Origin of the sequence: Aeromonas rivipollensis, assembly GCF_010974825.1 — a bacterium.
In the GTDB taxonomy this organism is placed as follows: Bacteria; Pseudomonadota; Gammaproteobacteria; order Enterobacterales; family Aeromonadaceae; genus Aeromonas; species Aeromonas rivipollensis.
Genome location: NZ_JAAILA010000003.1, coordinates 221,466 through 240,289 on the forward strand (window position 1 = coordinate 221,466; position 18,824 = coordinate 240,289).

Genomic DNA, 18,824 nt, shown 5'->3' on the forward strand with positions numbered 1-18,824 from the left:
CCGTTTTTCGGTGAATTTCGTCGATGACATGTATGTGCCCCAGCCATACGCCTCAGCCCGCCAAGGCTCATACCTGATCTCAATTGCAGAATGTAAAGGAAGATAACCATGACCCTGCTCAATCCGTTTTTTGGTGAATTTGGTGGCATGTATGTGCCCCAGATCCTGATCCCCGCCCTGCTCCAGCTGGAGAAGGCCTTCGTCGATGCCAAGGATGACCCGGCCTTCGTTGCCGAATTCCAGGAGCTGCTCACCGAGTATGCCGGTCGCCCGACCCCGCTCACCCTGACCCGCAATCTGACCAAGGGCACCAAGACCCGGCTTTACCTCAAGCGTGAAGATCTGCTGCACGGCGGCGCCCACAAGACCAACCAGGTGCTGGGTCAGGCCCTGCTCGCCAAGCGGATGGGCAAGAGCGAGATCATCGCCGAGACCGGCGCCGGTCAGCACGGGGTCGCCACTGCCCTGGCCTGCGCCCTGCTCGGCCTCAAGTGCCGGGTCTATATGGGTGCCAAGGATTGCGAACGCCAGAAGCCGAACGTATTTCGCATGAAGTTGATGGGAGCCACCGTCATTCCTGTGCATTCGGGCTCATCCACCCTGAAAGATGCCTGCAACGAGGCGCTGCGCGACTGGGCTGCCAACTACGACAGCGCCCACTACCTGCTCGGCACCGCCGCCGGCCCTCACCCCTTCCCCACCATAGTGCGGGAGTTCCAGAAGATGATCGGCGAGGAGGCCAAGGCCCAGTGCTTCGAAAAAGAAGAGCGCTTGCCCGACGCCGTGATCGCTTGCGTCGGCGGCGGATCCAACGCCATCGGCATGTTCGCTGACTTTATCGATGAGCCTTCGGTGCGTCTCATCGGGGTCGAACCCGGTGGTCACGGCATCGAGAGCGGCGAGCACGGCGCGCCGCTGGGTCACGGCAGCAAGGGGGTCTTCTTTGGCATGCACTCCTACCTGATGCAGGACAACCAGGGTCAGATCCAGGAGTCCTACTCCGTCTCGGCGGGGCTCGACTTCCCCTCCGTCGGCCCCCAGCACGCCCATCTGGCTTCCATCGGCCGCGCCGAGTATGTCTCCATCACCGACAAGGAGGCGCTGGACGCCTTCCAGGAGCTGGCCAAATCCGAGGGGATAATCCCTGCGCTGGAGTCCTCCCACGCCCTGGCCCACGCCCTCAAGATGGCCCGCAGCGAACCTGAGAAAGAGCAGGTGCTGATCGTCAACCTCTCCGGCCGTGGCGACAAGGACATCTTCACCGTTGCCGACATTTTCGAGAAAGAAGGAACCCTGTCATGAATCGCTACGCACAACTCTTCTCCCGTCTGGACAAGGCCAATCAGGGCGCCTTCGTGCCCTTCGTGATGCTGGGTGACCCCACCCCCGAACTCTCCCTGGCCATCGTCGATGCCCTGGTCGAAGGGGGCGCCGATGCGCTCGAATTGGGCATTCCCTTCTCCGATCCGGTGGCGGACGGCCCCACCATTCAGGGGGCGGCCCTGCGGGCCTTTGCCAGCCACACCACCCCGGACGACTGCTTCGGCCTGCTCGCCCGCATCCGTGCCAAGTACCCGGAGCTGCCCATTGGCCTGCTGGTCTACGCGAACCTGGTCTATGTGCGCCACATCGACGGCTTCTACGAGAAGTGCCAGCAGGCAGGGGTGGACTCTGTGCTGGTCGCCGACGTGCCGGTGCAGATGTGCGCCCCCTACAAGGCGGCGGCCGACAAGTTCGGCATCGACAGCATCTTTATCGCCCCGCCCAACGGTGACACCGAGACCCTCAAGGCAGTTGCCGAGCTCGGCAGCGGTTACACCTACCTGGTGAGCCGCGCCGGCGTGACCGGCGCCGAGACCAAGGCCGGCATGCCGGTGGATGGCCTCATCAACACCTTGCGCGAGTTCAATGCGCCGCCCACCCTGCTCGGCTTTGGCATCAGCGAACCGGCCCAGGTACGCGAGGCCATCAAGGCCGGCGCCGCCGGTGCCATCTCCGGCTCCGCCGTGGTGAAGATCATCGAGACCCACCACCAGAACCCGGAGCATATGCTCACTCGTCTGAAGGAATTTGTGGAAGGGATGAAGGCCGCGACCAATAAGTAGGGGCAGGTATGCAGGTATAGGGTCAGATGCCGTTGACCCTGACCAGCCAGCCAGCATAAAGGGAGCCCACTTGGGCTCCCTTTTGTTATCCGGCATCAGCGGTTGGCTTCTCTGTAGGTTTGATTAGCGAAGCGTAATCAGACGTTCGCGGAGTTGATATGGTGGCGCGGCTTCGCCACGCAGTGGAACACCGTAGGGTGCAATAAGCGCAGCGCATTGCACCGCAGCAAATTCCCTTTCCACGGCGACGGACTCTAACCGGATTCCCGAACCAGCGGTTAACCCCTTGATGCGGCTTCGCCGCATGGAACGCGAGGACTTTGTCCTCGACAGGGTTTCGCCCGCCCCCTGGTGGATTTTGACCGAATTCCCGAGCCTGCGGTTGACCCCTTGATGCGGCTGCGCCCCATGGGACGCGAGGGCTCTGCCCTCGACAGGGTTTCGCCCGCCCTTCGGGCCTGGGCGAGTGACTTTTCTTTGCGTGGCCAAAGAAAAGTCACCAAAAGAAAGGCCACCCCCGCTTATTCGCCCGACTGATGTCGGGTTCCTTCGGCTCACCCTCTTGTCCAACGGCACGCGCCGATGGGCCGTCCATGGCCCAACGCCACTCGCTCGGCATCCTGCCTCGCGGCCTGGACAAGAGGGCTCACCTCAGCGAACAAGAGGGGGATCAAAACCGTGCCGGCCCTCAGCTTCCGCCTAAACCGCAGATATGCACCCTCTCCCCCTGGGAGAGGGCTGGGGTGAGGGGAGTTTTCGCACTTCTGCTCACCCAACAGCCCACTTAAAACGGCAGTTGCTCACTAATTGATTGAACCAGCTCAGGTTTCTATCAACTTCCTCTTTCCATGTCTCAATCCGGCCCCTTAAGATAGACAAACGACAATCAACCTCTGGGGAGAGCCCCATGACAGCGATGGTTGCTATCTCGCAGGTGAAAAGCAGCGAACTGGGAGCTGTAACTCAGGGGCGGTAGCGTGGTTTTTTGTAGGTTGACGCAGCGTGTAGTAAAGCCCAACAGGCGAGCCTTATTGCCCCCACCAGAGCGGGATAAACAAGGATGTGGCTGAACCGTAAAACAGATTTACAGATATATTTCGCAGTAAATGTTGGGCTTCACTTCCTTCAGCACCAACCTATGATTTTTAGCCAAGCATACGCGATCTATATGTCTTACAAATCGAATAGATTAGATTAATAAAGAAACATCTAATCTGGATAAATAAATTAAAAAGTAGCCTTGGGAAGATTCACCTAAGGGGAAGAGTAATGACTATAAGAGAACTAAATGCCAAAGACCGTCAACATTTACTGGATATTTTCGGAATACACGTATTGGAGCTAAAGAGATGAGAATAAAAAATTGACAGACCGCTCAAGTACACTCCGACCTCAAAAAGCACAACCTCCGCAGACCGGCCAAACAATTGATTTGACCTCCCCTTAGCAAAACGTTCGGGCTTTCATAGAGCATTTTTATTGTGTTTAGAATGATGTATGAAGTCTCTATACTTGATTTGAGAATATTAATGGAAAATGAATCATTGGTGGAAACTGGACAAAGCTTGGCTAGGCTTCCTGCTTCCTATGGCTTGCATATTACAGATGCTCAAGAGCGATTTAGCTCTGCCTATGTAAAGTTGATGTGCGCAGCTGCGAAGATTAATTATAGTGAGCCCACGACTGATAATGAGAGTATCGATATCGAACTCATTGGTAAAGGCTTTCAAGGTCGTTGGAAAAAACCTCGCATTTTGGCACAACTCAAGTGTACGTCTAACTACAAATATATAGACATGGAAAAACAAGAACTGAGCTTTCCTCTGCCTATAAAGAATTACAATGACCTAAGAGAAGTTGACGACCTCCCAAAGATTTTGATCGTGGTTTTCTGTCCTCAGGACAATCATGAGTGGGTTCAACATTCATCACTCCAGTCGAATGTAAGATTTTCAGGTTACTGGGTTAGCCTTGAAGGTGAACCAGAAGTCAGCAATAAAACTAGTGTGACAGTTAAAGTTCCTTTTTCTCAAGCGTTTAACAATCTCACTCTGATTGAGTTGATGGAACAATACAGCGCTAGAGGGTTAATAATATGAGTATACAATTACCCTTGAATGATGTAACCAAGTACCTAGCGGAAAATGGCTGGCACAAATCATCTGAAATTAGAGACACATTTCAGATTTGGCATAGTCACGAGTTTCCTGAGTCAGAGGTAACGCTACCTTTGAGTGAGGATCATAAGCGTTATGATGCACTTCTATTAGATACAATAGAAGAGCTATCCGTATATCTGAAAGTTCCCCATGACGCATTGATCAAACAAATATCACCGTTGGACTTTGACGCCATAATGGTTAGGGCAATTGCTGATGATGTTCAAAATGGATCAATTCCATTTGATGATGGTATAAAGCTTTTATCTTCTTCTTACCAGTTACTTAAACACTGCTCGAGCAAGATGAAAAAATTTAAGAACAAGAACAAGCACTTGGGCAGTTATTATAGCCATATTGGGATGGGACAAACTCAGATAGGTAGTTATGTTGTAGCTATCCATTCTCCTCTATACCGTATAAATAGTGATGAAGAGCCTAACTTGTTTGATAGCACTTCATCCCTTGGCAGGATAATCAATAAGCTGTTTTATTCAAAGCTGTCTAAAGTTTCTTCTGTTTTTGAGCGTGAATCAGATATTGAAATGATTAATCAGAAACTACTTGAGCTAGGAATAGACAACAAGGATTGCGATGCTTTAATCGATATTTTTGGTTTCAAATCCCATAGGGATATTGAAATTAAAGTTAATTGGTCGTCAAAAGAGTTCATCGAAGAAAAATTCCATAACCCAATATCATTATACTCTAGAGATGCTCAGAAAATAGTTGAATATCGAGAAGTATTGAAAGCAAAGAAGACCGAAAAAAGCATTCAACTTTCTGGTGAAGTTGCTGATTTACATAGAGGTTATGACGATGATTTGGGGCGAGCTAAGCTTAGGGCTAAATATCATGGAAGGGAGGTCAGCGTTTCATTCACAGTTAGTGAAGACCTTTATCCAATAATAGCTATGGCTCATGTGGACAAAAAAGTATTGACTCTAACTGGCGAGTTGGAAGTGCTCAAAATGAAAAATAGAATGTCTGCTAATTTTAAATCTCTTTTTGACTGTCAAGTATGTGAGAACCTAGAATTCAAGGAACTAGATAGGGTGCAGGAAAGCTCTAATAAAGCGTTTAAGGGTGATTCGTAACGCGTGGCATTTTTACTATGCGTTACGTTTAGTGTTTAAAGCGATATACGGCGGCTATGGTATTGCGTCAAAAAATCAGGACACCCACCTTTCTGAGTAAGGCGCTGTATAGCCAGCGCACAAAAAGATGGGTGTCCACGTTTTTTCAGGCATCAGAGATGCAAATAAACATAACAAAGAATTTAAGTCTGGATAGTGCCGCCTAGCATTTTTATTATTTAGGTTTTTTGTAGTGTAGCTAGAATACTTAAATTTGACTTTGTACTATTTCCTTTAAAATTACACTATTTTTAACTTTAACCAAAGAGGCATTAAATAATGGATCGTCAGTTAGCAAAAAACCTAATCAGGTCAATTGGTGAAGAATATGGCTATGAAGTGTCTGGTAATGAAACAGATGCTGAATTCGATGTTTATTTAGCTAGAGAAAAGCATGGGATAGCCTTTCAAATTAAAAATTCTACACATGACTCTGCACGACAGGGCGGTTGGTTGCAAGTTCACCATTATGAAGGTGAGCCAGCTAACTGGGGGCCTGCTCTGCATTCTCTTAGAACTATGGGAGACGTTGTTGCATTTTGCCAAACACTTATAACATTTTCTCAAATTAAGTCAAAAAGACAGGCATAAAGGTTGAAAATTAGGACACCCACCTCTGAACATGACTTTTCATAGCCAGAATCCAAGTGATGGGTGTCCCAATGTTATTATTTAAACATTATGAGTCATAAAATTATCATGACAGGACCGTTATTCATTGCCACATTACTATTCTATAGTACTGTCAGCTATGCGGAGCAGCAAGAAACTACACCTAAAAACATCGACAATCTAATTCTAGGTGAATGGGAAGCTCACGTATCAGGAACTGATTGCTATGAGAGGCGTAATTTCAGGGGTGATGGCGTTTTATATTCTCATGCATCGGAACAAGTTTTAACATCGAAATACAACATCGCCTCCACACCGTCTCCATCCGGCTTTTATACTTTAGAGGAACATATTCTAACTGACAATGGTGGCAATGACTGCCTTGGTATGCAAATGCCAGACATGAGTGACTATACATTTCATTTAGTATTTTCATCATCTGGGAACGAACTTTTAATGTGCTTAGAAGAAAAGTATGACTCATGTATTGGCCCCTATATCAGGGTGTTGAATAGCGGATCACAAAAATAATAACAGAACATAATAAAAATATTTATCTTCGTTCAGCCATTACTTTCTCTATAGGCATCAGGAAATTAGGATCTCTACCTTTTTGAGCTCATCATTGCATAGCCAAGCCACAATAATTCGAGTGTCCCAGTATTTTCTCCATCTGACCCTGGCGGAATGACAAATATCAACCGAAAAACAAAACGATTGGCCATTCTCTGCACTTTCCTGTTTCTGATCAGACTCGGATTTCGTGCATTTGGCTATGACCTGCTTTATCACAATCCGAATGATCCCTACGGTATCTCGGATTTGATTGAAGTGGCGTTAGCTCTCATATATCTGGTGAGCCTGGGTCTTTGCATAGTACATGCGTTGCGGATATTGCTACGGCACTGGGATCAAGGTGCCTTGGGGGCCTCAGCCCTGCTCGCCCTCTGCGCAGTACAGTGGCACAGTTATGACTATCTTCATCACCTGGCCGCCAGTCTCAGCATTCACTGACGACCCCAGCCCCACACCCGCCACCCCATCAACACCAGCATCACTACAACCCCCGGCAGCCAGACCCAGTAGAGCTCGGAGAGAAGCACCGCTTCCCCACGGGCAGTGAGATAGGCCTCCAGCTTGAAGGGGGCGACCCGGATCACCTGCCAGGGAGCGAAGAAGCGTTCGTCCCGCCACGGCCAGAGCCAGCCAACCCCCTTGCCGCCAGTGGTGAGGGAATCGAGCAGGCTGTGGGAAAGTAGCGAGACCAGCAGAAACGACCAGACAGTGGCGGCACTCGCCCTAAGCTGGCGGTGAAACAGCATGGCCAGAGTGGGCAGGGCAAAGGCGAACAGCAATGAGTGTGTAAAACCGCGGTGGCCAAAGACATGGCCGTAGGCGACTCCCAGTTTGAAGGCGAGCACATCGGCATCGGGCAGCATGGCGATGGCAACCCCCACCAGCAGCAGACGCGGCGGAATAATCCGGCTGCCAAGCCCGAGCCCTAGGCAGAGGGGTACGGCGGCGTGGGTAACTATGGCGGGCATAGGGTAAAGCTCCAACTGAAAACCGGTTCCTACCCTACCCCCGCTCGGTGAAGTGAACATGAAGTGCACTGCGGCTCTGCAAGCGAGCCCCTCCCGGCCCCTCGATCACCCCCCGGACCATCACTAACCACCTTTCTGTTCTAAAAAGTGAACTCCTCTACACTTTTATCTCGCAACCAGCACCAGGACCATAAAAAGTGCACCATCGTACACTTTTTATTGCTGTTTGCTCTTACCATGGGTTAAGGTGTAATAACCTACACTTTTTTCCGTGATCATGATGGCAGACGCATCGTTGCAAACCGGCCCGAAAGAACTGGATCCCGCCTCGCTGGGGCTGGCGATCCGCGAGAGGCGCAAGGCCGCCAGGATGACCCAGGAGGTGACGGCCTCACTGTGCGGCATCTCCAAGAAGACCCTGATCAAGATTGAAAAGGGGGGTGATGTCTACCTCTCGACCCTGTTGCAAGTGATGAAGGCGCTGGGGCTGAGGTTGCAACTGGTGCAAGAAACGGGCTCACAGGTAGCGAGCGGCAACAGCCAACCAGAGGTCGGTGATGATGAGTGGTTCTGAGCACCATCGGCTGGAACTTCGGCTGGGTAACCAGCTGATCGGTCATCTTGAATATGACTCCCAACGGGATACTTTTCAGCTCGGCTATACACCTGAGTGGCAAGCACGTGGCTTCCCGCTCTCCCCCCCGCTGGCGCTGGATGGCTCAGCCAGCAGCGCCCAAGTCCGGGCATATCTCGGCAATTTGCTGCCAGAAAATCGTGGGCTGGAGCACCTGATTGAGGCGCTCTCCGTTTCGCGCAGCAATCTCTTTGCCCTGATCCACGGCATCGGCCGCGATGTCTCCGGGGCGGTCACCTTTACCCTGCCCGCAGAGCCCGACGTCCCCACCCATTTTCGCCCCATCACCCCGGAAGAGCTGTTGCTGCGCCTCGATCAGCCCGAGATCTGGCCGCTGGAAGTCTGGGATGGTCGCCCCCGCCTCTCGGTTGCGGGCGTGCAGGCCAAGCTCAACCTGCTGCGACTCGAGGGGACGCTGGGATTTGGCGAGGGCGAGCTCTGTTCCACCCACCTCCTCAAGTTCGAGCATCACCCTCATCTGGTGATCAATGAGTTTGTGACCATGCGACTGGCCGCACTGCTGGGCATGCCGGTGGCACAAGTCGAACTGCACAGGGTCGGCCAAGGCGATAAGTCCCACCGAGGTTTGCTGGTAGAACGCTTCGATCGGCGCCTCGATGAAGATGGCTTGAGGGTGCGCCGTCGCCATATGATCGATGCCTGTCAGGGGCTGGGGTTTCCCGTCGCCCGAAAATATGAACGCAACTTCGGTGACGGGCGGGACGTGGCCCATATTCGGGAAGGGGTCAGCCTGCCACGGCTGTTCAGTCTCAGCGTCCTCTGTGTCAATCCGGCGCAGGCCAGACTGGACATGCTGCAATGGCTGCTCTTCAACCTCTGCGTCAACAATCACGATGCCCACGGCAAGAACTACAGCTTCTTCGTATCAAAAGCCGGGCTGATGCCCACCCCCTGGTACGATCTGGTCAATGTGGGGCTTTACCCCGAGTTCAACCAGCATCTGGCCATGGCCATAGGCGACGAGTTTGCCCCCGAGGCGATCAACGCATGGCAGTTGCTGGAGATGGCCGAGGCGTGTGAGCTGCCCAAACGCCTGTTGCAGCAGACCTTGCACAAGATGGCCAGCGACATCCTTCACCATCTGGATGCCGCCATCGCCCTGGTTGAGACAGACAATCCCGCCGAGCTGGCTTATCTGGCAGGCTACCGAGACGACGTTGAGCGCCGTTGCCACCATTTTCAGGAGCAGGCGACGCTGTTGCCCGAGCTGCAACTGTAGCCGGGCCTTGTCCACTCCCATGGGACGCAGCCCAGCCTTGAGCCCATGGCGGGCATTGCCTACAATGACCCACTTTTTATCAAACTCAGGTCTATAAAATGAGCGACAACAAACCTGCACTGCCCGACCGTCTGGCGGCCAACCCGCGCAGCCCGCACCACGTGGCAGAGTGCTTCGAGCACGAGATCGGCATTCGCCTCAACGGCAAGGAGCGCACCAATGTCGAGGAGTACTGCATCAGCGAAGGTTGGGTGAAGATCCCCTCCCCCAAGGCCAAGGATCGCTACGGCAACCCCATGCTGATCACCGTCAAGGGCACCGTCGAGGCCTTCTACGCCTAAGCGGCCCTGACCGCGCGCCCCGCTGGGCCCGCCGCCATGCTGTTCAGAACACCGGCCTTGCGCCGGTGTTCTGCTTTTGGGCTGGCCCTGCTCGCGGGTGGCTTCCCTTCCTTCATTTCTTTCCCTTCAGCCAGTGCCGTGAGCTGGTTGGCGTGCGGTGTCACCCATCAAGGCAAGGGCGGCGCTCTTATCACCCCGGCCTGCTGGTTTATCCACGCCATCACCGCTCATCCTCGGGAGCGTGGCTTGCCAGTCTGCCAACGTTGCAGTGCGGCACCCGCCAGCACCAGCAGGATGCCGAGCAGATCACTCGCGGCGAGCAGTCCCAGCAGGATCAATATGGTCATGGTGTTTCTCCTAATGCAGCACGATTAGCAGGGCGCCGGCCATCACCAGCAGGGCGGCGAGCACGTCCTTCCCCGAGGGGCGGCGGCGGGCCAGCCCGAACCAGCCTCTGGCGTCGCACAGGGCGCCAAACAGCAGCTGGCCGAGCAGCAGCAGGGCCAGGGTGCCCGCCATGCCGAGGGGCGAGTTGAGGCAGAGGGCCGCCAGCACCACGGTGAGCGCCCCCGGCAGGCCGCCGAGCCAGGCCCAGGGCGGGGCGGCTTCTGGCTGTGGGGGCCGTGGGGCCAGCCACCACAAGAGCGCGGCCACCAGGCTGCCGACCCCGTGGGCCAACCAGCTCCCGAGCCAGGGGTCGGTGGCGCGGGCCAGGGCGCCGTTCTGGGCGATCATCAACGCCAGCAGCAGGCCGGCGGCGAAGGCCGCCAGGGCACCTATGGTCTGGCCAAGAGTCTGGCCGAGGGCGAGGCGTCCGGGGCGGCGGTCGATAAGAGGGGGGATCATGGGGTCACTCCTTGGTTGAACTGAGGAGCAGGGTAAATTGTTTTCGATATGGGGATAATCTACCCTTATGGAACAACATTGTTTCCGCTTTGAGAACAACATGAACCAGGATGCCTTCGCCCTGCTCCCCGCCTTCGTCGCCGTGGTGGAGGCGGGCACTTTCTCCGGCGCCGCCCGCCAGCTCGGTCTCAGCAAGTCGGTGCTGAGCAAGAAGGTGAGCCAGCTCGAGCAAACCCTCGGTTGCCAGCTTATCTACCGCACCACCCGCTCCCTCGCCCTGACCGAGGCGGGGGAGCGCTACTTCGAGACGGTGCGCCATGCGGTGCGCCTGGCAAGCGAGGGGGAAGATGCCATCGGCGCCCTGCAATCGGCGCCCCGCGGCCTGCTGCGGGTGACTGTGCCCATGGTCTATGGTCGGCGCCACATAGCTCCCCTTATCCCCGAATTTCTCGCCCTCTATCCCGAGCTGCAGTTGCAGCTGGAGATGAGCGACGCCCTACAGGATCTGGTGGCCGAGGGGTTCGATGTGGCGGTGCGCATCGGCGAGCTGGAAGATTCGAGCCTGGTCGCCCGCCGCCTCGCCCCCTGTCACAGCACATTGTGCGCCGCCCCCGCCTACCTGGCGCGGGCCGGCACGCCCCGCACCCCGGCCGATCTCGAGCGCCACAACTGCCTCTTCTACTCCCTGTTTCGCGGTGGCACCCAGTGGCGGCTGCAAGGCCCCGAGGGGGAGGTGGCCATCACCCCGCGGGGCAATTTCGAGGTCAACAACAGCGACGCCATCCACACGGCGCTGCTGGCGGGGCTTGGCATAGGCAACATGCCGGACTTTATCGTGGAGCGGGATCTCGCCACCGGTCGGCTGGTGCCCCTGCTGCCAGACCACGCCCTGCCCGAGCACGGCATCTGGTGCGTCTATCCCAGGCGCCGTCACCTGCCCGCCAAGGTGGAGGCCTGGCTGGGGTTTCTCCACGAGCGTCTGGGTCTGCGCTAGGGGGTGACCGGGATAACCGAAGCGGTTCACGTTTTTTTCATCGGGAAAGGAGTAGAGTAGGCAATTACCAAGCGCCTGTTTTAATTGAAAAAGGCTCCAGGGGAGCATGCCATGGCATAGCGCCCCTCCCCCTAGGTGGAACGCCATGATGAAGAAAACTGCGATTGCCCTGACCCTGGCCAGCCTGCTGGCGCTGCCGGTGGTCACCGCCTCCGATGCCTGGGCCGCCCCGGTGCGCTCCCTGCAAAAGGAGCAAAATTACGACCAGTACATCAGCAAACGCCAGGTGGTGGACCAGCTGCTGGCGGATGCCGCCCGCATCTTCCACTCCCCCGCCCGGGTCTCAGATGCCGGTTTCACCGCCAAGATGCCGAGCAACATGGAGCAGGTCACCGAGCTCCTGCTGCAGGCTCACCAGCTCGAGCCCTACCGCACCGACCTGCTCATCTCGGCGGCCAACGCCCAGATCTACAACGGCAACGTGGACAGAGCCATCGCCCTGTTCGAGCAGGCCCTCAGCACGGCGCCGGACGATCTGGATCTCAACACCTATCTGGCCACCTGGCAGCGCTTCAAGGGCGATCAGGCCAAGTCCGACGCCTATTTCAAGCGGGTCGGCGAGCTCAATGCCGGTCGGGCCGCCGATCTGCAGCGGCTGTTCGACACCGTCGACCGGGTGATCGCCACCCCCCTCAAGGAGCGCCAGGGGCGCGGCGAGAAGAAGGGGCGACAGGCCATCGTCACCCTGGGCTATGCCCTCAACCCCGATGGCAGCATGCACGAGATCCTGCTGGGGCGCCTCGAGACCACCCGCGCCCTGGCCCAGGCCAACCCGGCGGCCCTCATCATCCTCACCGGCGGCGTGCCCCAGAACCGCCAGACCGAGGGCAAGCTGATGGCGGACTGGCTGGCGAAGAAGGGCATAGACAGATCCCGCATCATCGAGGAGAACTACGCCACCAGCACGGTGGAGAACGCCCTCTACAGCGGCTATGCCCTCGCCCGCCACGAGATTGAGTACGCCACCCTGGTAAGCTCGGCGAGCCACGTGCGCCGGGGCCAGACCCTGCTGGAAATCGCCTGCTGGCAGAGCGGTCCGGCCAATATCCGCATCGACAGCGTCGCCTACCCGGACAAGCCCCTCTCGGCCCTGGCCAAGGCGAGCCCGGAGGAGCTGCTCGGCATCTACCGCGATGCTCTGCGCACCTATGGCCTCTGGAGTTACCGCTCGGCCCCGCTGCTGGAGCGCTGATCCCATGAGATAACGCCCAGCAAAAAGCCCGCCGAATGGTGGGCTTTTTCATCATCTGGCGGGCTTGGGTGTCGCTGGCGTGCCTCAGCTCTTGAGATCCAGCCACAATGGTGAAGCCCTCAAAGACCAGTCGGGCTTTTGGCTCTGGCGGCCCCTCAGCCCTTGAGCTCCAGCACTGTGGTGAAGCCCCCGAAGATCATCCGGGCGCCATCGAAGGGCATGGTCTGGTGCATGGGGCTGGCTGGATCCATCCTGGGGTCCTGCATCATCTTGGTCATGGCCTCGTCCCGTACTGCCTTGCTCGGCCACTCCACCCAGGAGAAGACCACGCTTTCGTCCTCCTTGGCCGCCACCGCGCGGTAAAAGTCGGTCTGCTTGCCGTGGGGCACGTCATCCCCCCAACATTCCAGCACCCGGGTGGCCCCATATTCGAGAAAGATGGGGTCAAACAGCCCCGCATGGTCGATCAGGGCCTGCTTGTTGACCGTGGGCACGGCGATCACGAATCCGTCCACATATGACATGAGCCTTTCCTCCTGTGATTGAGGATCTCAGCATAGCAGCCGCGCCCCTGGCTGCCCTCAGAGGGCCACCAGCCGCTCCAGATCGCTGCGGGTCAGGCGCTTGCTGTCCACCTTCACGTAGAGGGAGTGCTCCTCAGGCACCAGCAGCACGTCGCTCACCCCGTCACAGGCGCGGATCTTCTGCTCCAGGGCCGGACTCGCGGCCACCCCTTCCGGCAGCACTATGCGCAGGCTGCTGACGTAGGGAGGCTCGGCCATGGTGAGGCTGACCCCAAACCAGAGCAGGGCAAGCAGGGCGCAGCCGCCAAACACCAGAGGGCCGCCCCCCAGGCTGTAGAGCAGCCCCCCCAGGCTGCCGCCGATGGCGACGCCGAGGAACTGGCTGGTGGAGTAGACCCCCATGGCGGTGCCCTTGTAACCCGGCGGGGACTCCTTGCTGATGAGCGACGGCAGCAGCGCCTCCATCACGTTGAAGCCGACGAAGAAAAGCTGCAGCCCCAACAGCAGGCCCCAGAGCTGCAGGCCTGCCTGCCACAGCACCAGCTCGGCAACCAGCATCACCAGCACGCAGGCCTGGAACACCCGCTTCATCTGGCGGTGCTTCTCGGCATAGATGATGAAAGGCACCACGCTCACGAAGGCGATCAACATGGTAACTAGATATGCCTGCCACTGGTGCTCCCGGGCCAGTCCTGCTTGTTCGAGCAGGGGCGGCAGCGCCACGAAGCTCGACATCAGCAGGGTGTGGACGCAGAGGATGCCGAGGTTGAGCTTGAGCAGACGCCCATTGGTGAGCACGGTGCGAAAACCGCCGCGCACCATGGCGGACTCGCGATTTTGCAGGTGGGCCGCCGGGGTCGGCACCACCCAGATCACCATGGCGATGGCCGCCAGCGCCAGCAGGGCGATGAGCCAGAAGAGGCCGGATAACCCCACCGCCTGGGTGATCAGGGGGCCTGTCACCATGGCGATGGCGAAGGTGATGCCAAAGCTCACCCCGATGAAAGCCATGGCCTTGGTGCGGTTCTGCTCCCGGGTGAGATCAGACAAGAGTGCCATGACGGCGGCGGAGATGGCGCCGCTCCCTTGCAGGGCGCGGCCGACGATGACCCCCCAGATGGAGTCGCTCAGGGCGGCGATGACGCTACCGAGGGCAAACATCAACAGGCCGCCGACGATAAGGGGCTTGCGGCCGATGCGATCGGAGAGCAGCCCGAAGGGGATCTGGAACAGCGCCTGGGTCATGCCGTAGATGCCGATGGCAAGACCGATGAGCGCCTCCGAGGCGCCCGCCAGGGACATGCCGTAGGTGGTCAGCACCGGCAGGACCATGAACATGCCGAGCATGCGCAACGAGAAGACGGAGCCGAGCGCCCAGGTCGCGCGGCGCTCGCCCCTCGTCATGGTGAAATCATTCATGATGGCCTCGATAGGTCAGAGAGAGGAGACACAAAGGGGCGGATGACAAGGCACGCCACACCCGAAAAAGCCGACAATGCGCCCCGTGGGGCGGGCCTCATAATAACAGAGCCGGGAAGGTTCCCGGCTCTGGATTCTATTGATTTTCCTGTGTTGCATCACAGCCTTGGGGTCCGGCAACGCGGGCCATCAGGGCAGCATGCTCACCAGCACGGGAGTTGCATCCGGCTGGAAGTCCACCGACATCATCACGCTCAGACAAGTAATGGTGACGATGGAGAACATGAACAGCTTGCGGGCCCAGAGGGAGTCATCCACCGCCGCCTTGTAGCCAGACAGCGCCATCCCCAGCCACCAGACGCTCACCGCGGTGGCGACTATCAGGTACTTGTAACCGGCGTAGCCGCCGAGGAACAGCATCAGGGTCGGCACCATGAAGGCCAGTATGTAGAGGGTGATGTGGTGCTTGGCCACAGAAATCCCCTTCACCACCGGCAACACAGGGATGTTGGCGGCCTGGTAATCCTTGAAGCGGAAGATGGCAATCGCATAGGAGTGCGGCATCTGCCACAGGCTGAAGATCGCCAGCAGGATAAGCGCACCGGAGTCGAACTGGCCGCTCACCGCGCAATAGCCGATGACGGGTGGCGCGGCGCCGGAGAGGCTGCCGACCAGGGTGCCATAGACAGAATGACGCTTCATGTAGAGGCTGTAGACCCCCACATAGACCAGGAAGCCCAGCACCGCCAGCAAGGCGGCCAACGGATTGGCCGCAAAGTAGAGCAGTGCAATGCCCGCAACGCCCAGCGCGCTCGCATACCAGAGCGACACACCGGGGGCGATGAGCCCCCTCACCAGGGCGCGGTTCTTGGTGCGCTCCATGATGCAGTCGATGTCCCGGTCGATGTAGTTGTTGAACACACAACCGGAGGCGACCACCAGTGACACCCCCGCCATGGTCAGGATGAACAGGGGCACATCCAGGCTCCCCTTCGAGGCCAGCAGGAAGCCGCCGATAACCGAGATGAGGTTACCGAAGATGATGCCCGGCTTGGTCACTTGCAGGTATTGCTTCATCATCACATCAAGCCGCTCAGTGAACCATCATGTTGATGTTGAGGTTGTACATGATCCACAGGGAACCCACGACCACGATGGCGATGATGAGCACGGTAAAGACCAGTGCCACCAGGTTCCACCGCTCCTCGGAGGAGGTGTTCATGTGCAGGAAGTAGATCAGGTGCACGAAGATCTGCACCACCGCCATGGCCACTACGGTGCCGAGCACCATGGCATGGGAGGCGGAGCCGTCCATCACCATCCAGAACGGGATCGCGGTCAGGATGAGTGACAGCACGAAGCCGGTCATATAGGACTTGACGCTGCCGTGGCTGGCGCCGTGATTGTCAACAGAATGACTCATTTACATGACCCCCATCAGATAAACCACGGTGAAGACGCAGATCCACACCACGTCCAGGAAGTGCCAGAACAGGCTCAGGCACATCAGGCGCGTGCGGTTGCGCTCGGTCAGCCCCTTCTTGCTGATCAGTACCATCATCACGATGATCCAGATAAGGCCGCTGGTGACGTGGATACCGTGGGTACCGACCAGGGTGAAGAAGGCGGACAGGAAGCCGCTGCGATCCGGGCCCGCATCATTGACGATCAGATGATGGAACTCGTAGATCTCCATGGCGATGAAGCCGGCGCCAAGAATGAAGGTGACCAGCAGCCAGGTGTTGACCGCAGAGACCTTGTTCTTGTTCATGGCCAGCATGCCGAACCCGAAGGTGATGGAGCTCAGCAGCAGCAGCATGGTTTCGGCGAACACGAACGGCAGTTCGAAGATGTCCTTGCCGGTGGGGCCGCCGGCGGTGCCGTTGACCAGGACTGCATAGGTTGCGAACAGGGTCGCAAACAGGATGCAGTCGCTCATCAGGTAGATCCAGAAGCCGAACACCTTGGTGGCACCGGCATCATGGTGCCCATCCTCATGGGCACCGTGAGAGTGATGTAGAACGTCAGTCGCCATGGAGTTAAGCCACCTTGTTGATATTGTCGAAATGCTGACCTTCGATGCGCTCGATTTCGTCAACCTGTACGTAGTAGTCCACATCGTCGTTGAAGCTGTGGATGATCCAGGTGGCGATCATGCCGACGAAGCCGGCGATGGCCATCCACCAGATGTGCCAGATCATGGCAAAGCCAAACACCACGCTGAAGGCGGCGATGATGACACCGGCACCTGAGTTCTTCGGCATGTGGATGGGGGCGTATTTGGCCGGCTGGCGATAGGCGCTGCCGTCCTCTTTCGCTTCCCAGAAGGCGTCCAGACCGGTCACCTTGGGCTCGATGGCGAAGTTGTAGAAGGGGGGCGGAGAGGAGGTGGCCCACTCCAGGGTACGGCCACCCCAGGGATCACCGGTCCAGTCACGGTTCTTCTCGCGGTCACGGATACTGACCACGACCTGGATCAGCTGGCACAGTACGCCGATGGCGATGAGGCCGGCGCCGCAGGCGGCAACCACCAGCCAGCCGTGGAACTCGGGATCTATGTTCTGGCTGACACGACGGGTCATGCCCATGAAGCCCAGCACGTAGAGCGGCATGAAGGCCACGAAGAAGCCGGTGATCCAGAACCAGAAGGCACGCTTGCCCCAGACGTCATCGAGCTTGAAGCCGAACGCCTTCGGGAACCAGTAGGTGATACCGGCGAAGCAACCGAACACCACGCCGCCGATGATGACGTTGTGGAAGTGGGCGATCAGGAACAGGCTGTTGTGCAGCACGAAGTTGGCGGCCGGCACGGAGAGCAGTACCCCCGTCATGCCACCCACGGTGAAGGTGATGATGAAACCGACGGTCCACAGCATGGGGGAGCTGAACTCGATGCGACCACGGTACATGGTGAACAGCCAGTTGAAGATCTTCACCCCGGTCGGGATGGAGATGATCATGGTGGTGATGCCGAAGAAGGCATTCACGTTGGCACCTGACCCCATGGTGAAGAAGTGGTGCAGCCAGACCACGAAGGAGAGCACTGTGATGGCCACGGTCGCCCACACCAGTGAGGTGTAGCCGAACAGCTTCTTCTTGCAGAAGGTCGCCACGATTTCGGAGAAGATCCCGAACACCGGCAGCACCAGGATATACACCTCGGGGTGACCCCAGGCCCAGATCAGGTTGATGTACATCATCATGTTGCCACCCATGTCATTGGTAAAGAAATGGGTACCCAGGTAGCGGTCTGCGGTCAGCAGGGCGATGGTGACGGTCAGGATCGGGAAGGAGGCGATGATCAGGATGTTGGCGCACAGGGCGGTCCAGGTGAACACCGGCAGACGCATCATGGTCATGCCGGGGGCACGCATCCGGATGATGGTGGCAAAGAAGTTGACACCGGTCAGCAGGGTACCCAGACCCGAGATCTGCAGACTCCAGATCCAGTAATCGACCCCGACCCCGGGACTGAACTCCAGCCCCGACAAGGGCGGATAGGCCAGCCAGCCGGTCTGGGCGAATTCACCGACCCCGAGGGAGACGTTGATCAGCACCACGGCCGCGGCGGTAAACCAGAAGCTCAGGTTGTTCAGGAAGGGGAAGGCGACGTCACGGGCACCGATCTGCAGCGGCACCACTATGTTCATCAGGCCGATCACCAGCGGCATGGCCACGAAGAAGATCATGATGACGCCGTGGGCGGTGAAGATCTGATCGTAGTGGTGCGCGTTCAGGTAGCCTTCGCTACCGGCGGAGGCCATGACCTGCTGGCCACGCATCATGACCGCATCGGCGAAGCCGCGCAGCAGCATGACCATGCCCAGGATGAGATACATGATACCGAGGCGCTTGTGGTCCACCGAGGTGAACCACTCTTTCCACAGATATTGCCACTTGCTGTAATAAGTGATGAGACCGGCAATCGCCAGCCCACCCAAGATGATACCGGCTATCGTGACCATGATGATGGGTTCATGGTACGGAACAGCCTCGAGTGTCAATTTTCCAAACATCG

The 18,824-nt window shown here is 57.4% G+C and carries 19 protein-coding genes and 1 pseudogene; 12 read left to right on the forward strand and 8 right to left on the reverse strand.

Annotation, left to right across the window (positions count from 1 at the left end; translation table 11 throughout):
* Positions 1–108: 108 nt before the first annotated feature.
* The 7 genes from trpB to G4923_RS01895 all read left to right on the forward strand — a co-directional run bounded on the left by trpB (position 109) and on the right by G4923_RS01895 (position 7,026).
* Positions 109–1,302 (forward strand): tryptophan synthase subunit beta, encoded by a 1,194-nt coding sequence (gene trpB, locus G4923_RS01860; protein ID WP_163135267.1) that lies wholly within the window; start codon positions 109–111, stop codon positions 1,300–1,302.
* A complete protein-coding gene (gene trpA, locus G4923_RS01865; RefSeq protein WP_163135269.1) occupies positions 1,299–2,105 on the forward strand; it encodes a tryptophan synthase subunit alpha in 807 nt (268 codons plus the stop codon). The genes trpB and trpA overlap by 4 nt, the downstream gene beginning before the upstream one ends.
* 1,490 nt (positions 2,106–3,595) lie before the next feature.
* Positions 3,596–4,204, forward strand: coding sequence for a DUF4365 domain-containing protein (locus tag G4923_RS01870; protein WP_163135271.1), 609 nt, complete (start codon positions 3,596–3,598; stop codon positions 4,202–4,204).
* Positions 4,201–5,361: a hypothetical protein gene (locus G4923_RS01875; protein ID WP_163135273.1), complete on the forward strand. Its 1,161-nt coding sequence runs from the start codon at positions 4,201–4,203 to the stop codon at positions 5,359–5,361. Before G4923_RS01870 ends, G4923_RS01875 begins: the two co-directional genes overlap by 4 nt.
* 318 nt (positions 5,362–5,679) lie before the next feature.
* Entirely contained in the window at positions 5,680–5,991 is a 312-nt protein-coding gene (locus tag G4923_RS01885) for a hypothetical protein (protein ID WP_163135275.1), read from the forward strand.
* 108 nt (positions 5,992–6,099) lie between these two features.
* The gene (locus G4923_RS01890; RefSeq protein WP_163135277.1) at positions 6,100–6,543 is read left to right on the forward strand and encodes a hypothetical protein; all 444 of its coding nucleotides are present in this window, start codon (positions 6,100–6,102) and stop codon (positions 6,541–6,543) included.
* Positions 6,544–6,699: 156 nt separating this feature from the next.
* Positions 6,700–7,026 (forward strand): hypothetical protein, encoded by a 327-nt coding sequence (locus G4923_RS01895; RefSeq protein WP_163135280.1) that lies wholly within the window; start codon positions 6,700–6,702, stop codon positions 7,024–7,026.
* Here the strand turns inward: G4923_RS01895 and G4923_RS01900 are convergent.
* A complete protein-coding gene (locus G4923_RS01900) occupies positions 7,020–7,556 on the reverse strand; it encodes a metal-dependent hydrolase (RefSeq protein WP_163135282.1) in 537 nt (178 codons plus the stop codon). The two genes, G4923_RS01895 and G4923_RS01900, sit on opposite strands and share 7 nt — an antisense overlap.
* Before the next feature lie 280 nt (positions 7,557–7,836).
* Between G4923_RS01900 and G4923_RS01905 the strand changes: the two genes are divergently transcribed.
* From G4923_RS01905 to G4923_RS01915, 3 genes are all read left to right on the forward strand, one after another.
* Entirely contained in the window at positions 7,837–8,130 is a 294-nt protein-coding gene (locus G4923_RS01905; RefSeq protein WP_232301917.1) for a helix-turn-helix domain-containing protein, read from the forward strand.
* A complete protein-coding gene (locus G4923_RS01910; protein WP_205597007.1) occupies positions 8,114–9,430 on the forward strand; it encodes a HipA domain-containing protein in 1,317 nt (438 codons plus the stop codon). Before G4923_RS01905 ends, G4923_RS01910 begins: the two co-directional genes overlap by 17 nt.
* A gap of 98 nt (positions 9,431–9,528) precedes the next feature.
* Positions 9,529–9,771 carry a DUF3297 family protein gene (locus G4923_RS01915; protein WP_042040288.1) on the forward strand — a complete coding sequence of 81 codons (243 nt, stop codon included), beginning with the start codon at positions 9,529–9,531 and terminating at the stop codon, positions 9,769–9,771.
* A gap of 357 nt (positions 9,772–10,128) precedes the next feature.
* On the opposite strand, the gene G4923_RS01920 is transcribed toward G4923_RS01915, so the two are convergent.
* Positions 10,129–10,617 carry a DMT family transporter gene (locus tag G4923_RS01920; protein ID WP_163135284.1) on the reverse strand — a complete coding sequence of 163 codons (489 nt, stop codon included), beginning with the start codon at positions 10,615–10,617 and terminating at the stop codon, positions 10,129–10,131.
* Positions 10,618–10,684: 67 nt separating this feature from the next.
* On the opposite strand from G4923_RS01920, the gene G4923_RS01925 reads away from it, so the two are divergent.
* On the forward strand, positions 10,685–11,611 hold the full coding sequence (locus G4923_RS01925) for a LysR family transcriptional regulator (protein ID WP_240455241.1): 927 nt from the start codon (positions 10,685–10,687) through the stop codon (positions 11,609–11,611).
* Positions 11,612–11,759: 148 nt separating this feature from the next.
* On the forward strand, positions 11,760–12,863 hold the full coding sequence (locus G4923_RS01930; RefSeq protein ID WP_163135419.1) for a YdcF family protein: 1,104 nt from the start codon (positions 11,760–11,762) through the stop codon (positions 12,861–12,863).
* A 155-nt stretch (positions 12,864–13,018) separates the two neighbouring features.
* Here G4923_RS01930 and G4923_RS01935 read toward each other — a convergent pair whose 3' ends face one another.
* The 6 genes and pseudogenes from G4923_RS01935 to cyoB all read right to left on the reverse strand — a co-directional run bounded on the left by G4923_RS01935 (position 13,019) and on the right by cyoB (position 18,822).
* On the reverse strand, positions 13,019–13,387 hold the full coding sequence (locus tag G4923_RS01935; protein ID WP_103244539.1) for a DUF1428 domain-containing protein: 369 nt from the start codon (positions 13,385–13,387) through the stop codon (positions 13,019–13,021).
* 57 nt (positions 13,388–13,444) lie between these two features.
* Complete coding sequence (locus G4923_RS01940; protein ID WP_163135286.1) at positions 13,445–14,806, reverse strand: MFS transporter; 1,362 nt, start codon at positions 14,804–14,806, stop codon at positions 13,445–13,447.
* A gap of 189 nt (positions 14,807–14,995) precedes the next feature.
* A complete protein-coding gene (gene cyoE, locus G4923_RS01945) occupies positions 14,996–15,889 on the reverse strand; it encodes a heme o synthase (RefSeq protein WP_106886300.1) in 894 nt (297 codons plus the stop codon).
* 10 nt (positions 15,890–15,899) lie between these two features.
* Positions 15,900–16,229, reverse strand: coding sequence for a cytochrome o ubiquinol oxidase subunit IV (locus G4923_RS01950; RefSeq protein WP_025327639.1), 330 nt, complete (start codon positions 16,227–16,229; stop codon positions 15,900–15,902).
* Positions 16,230–16,877: pseudogene (locus tag G4923_RS01955) on the reverse strand (cytochrome o ubiquinol oxidase subunit III); the annotation flags it as partial.
* Positions 16,846–18,822: a cytochrome o ubiquinol oxidase subunit I gene (gene cyoB, locus G4923_RS01960; protein ID WP_163135290.1), complete on the reverse strand. Its 1,977-nt coding sequence runs from the start codon at positions 18,820–18,822 to the stop codon at positions 16,846–16,848. The gene cyoB and the pseudogene G4923_RS01955, both read right to left, overlap by 32 nt.
* Positions 18,823–18,824 lie beyond the last annotated feature (2 nt).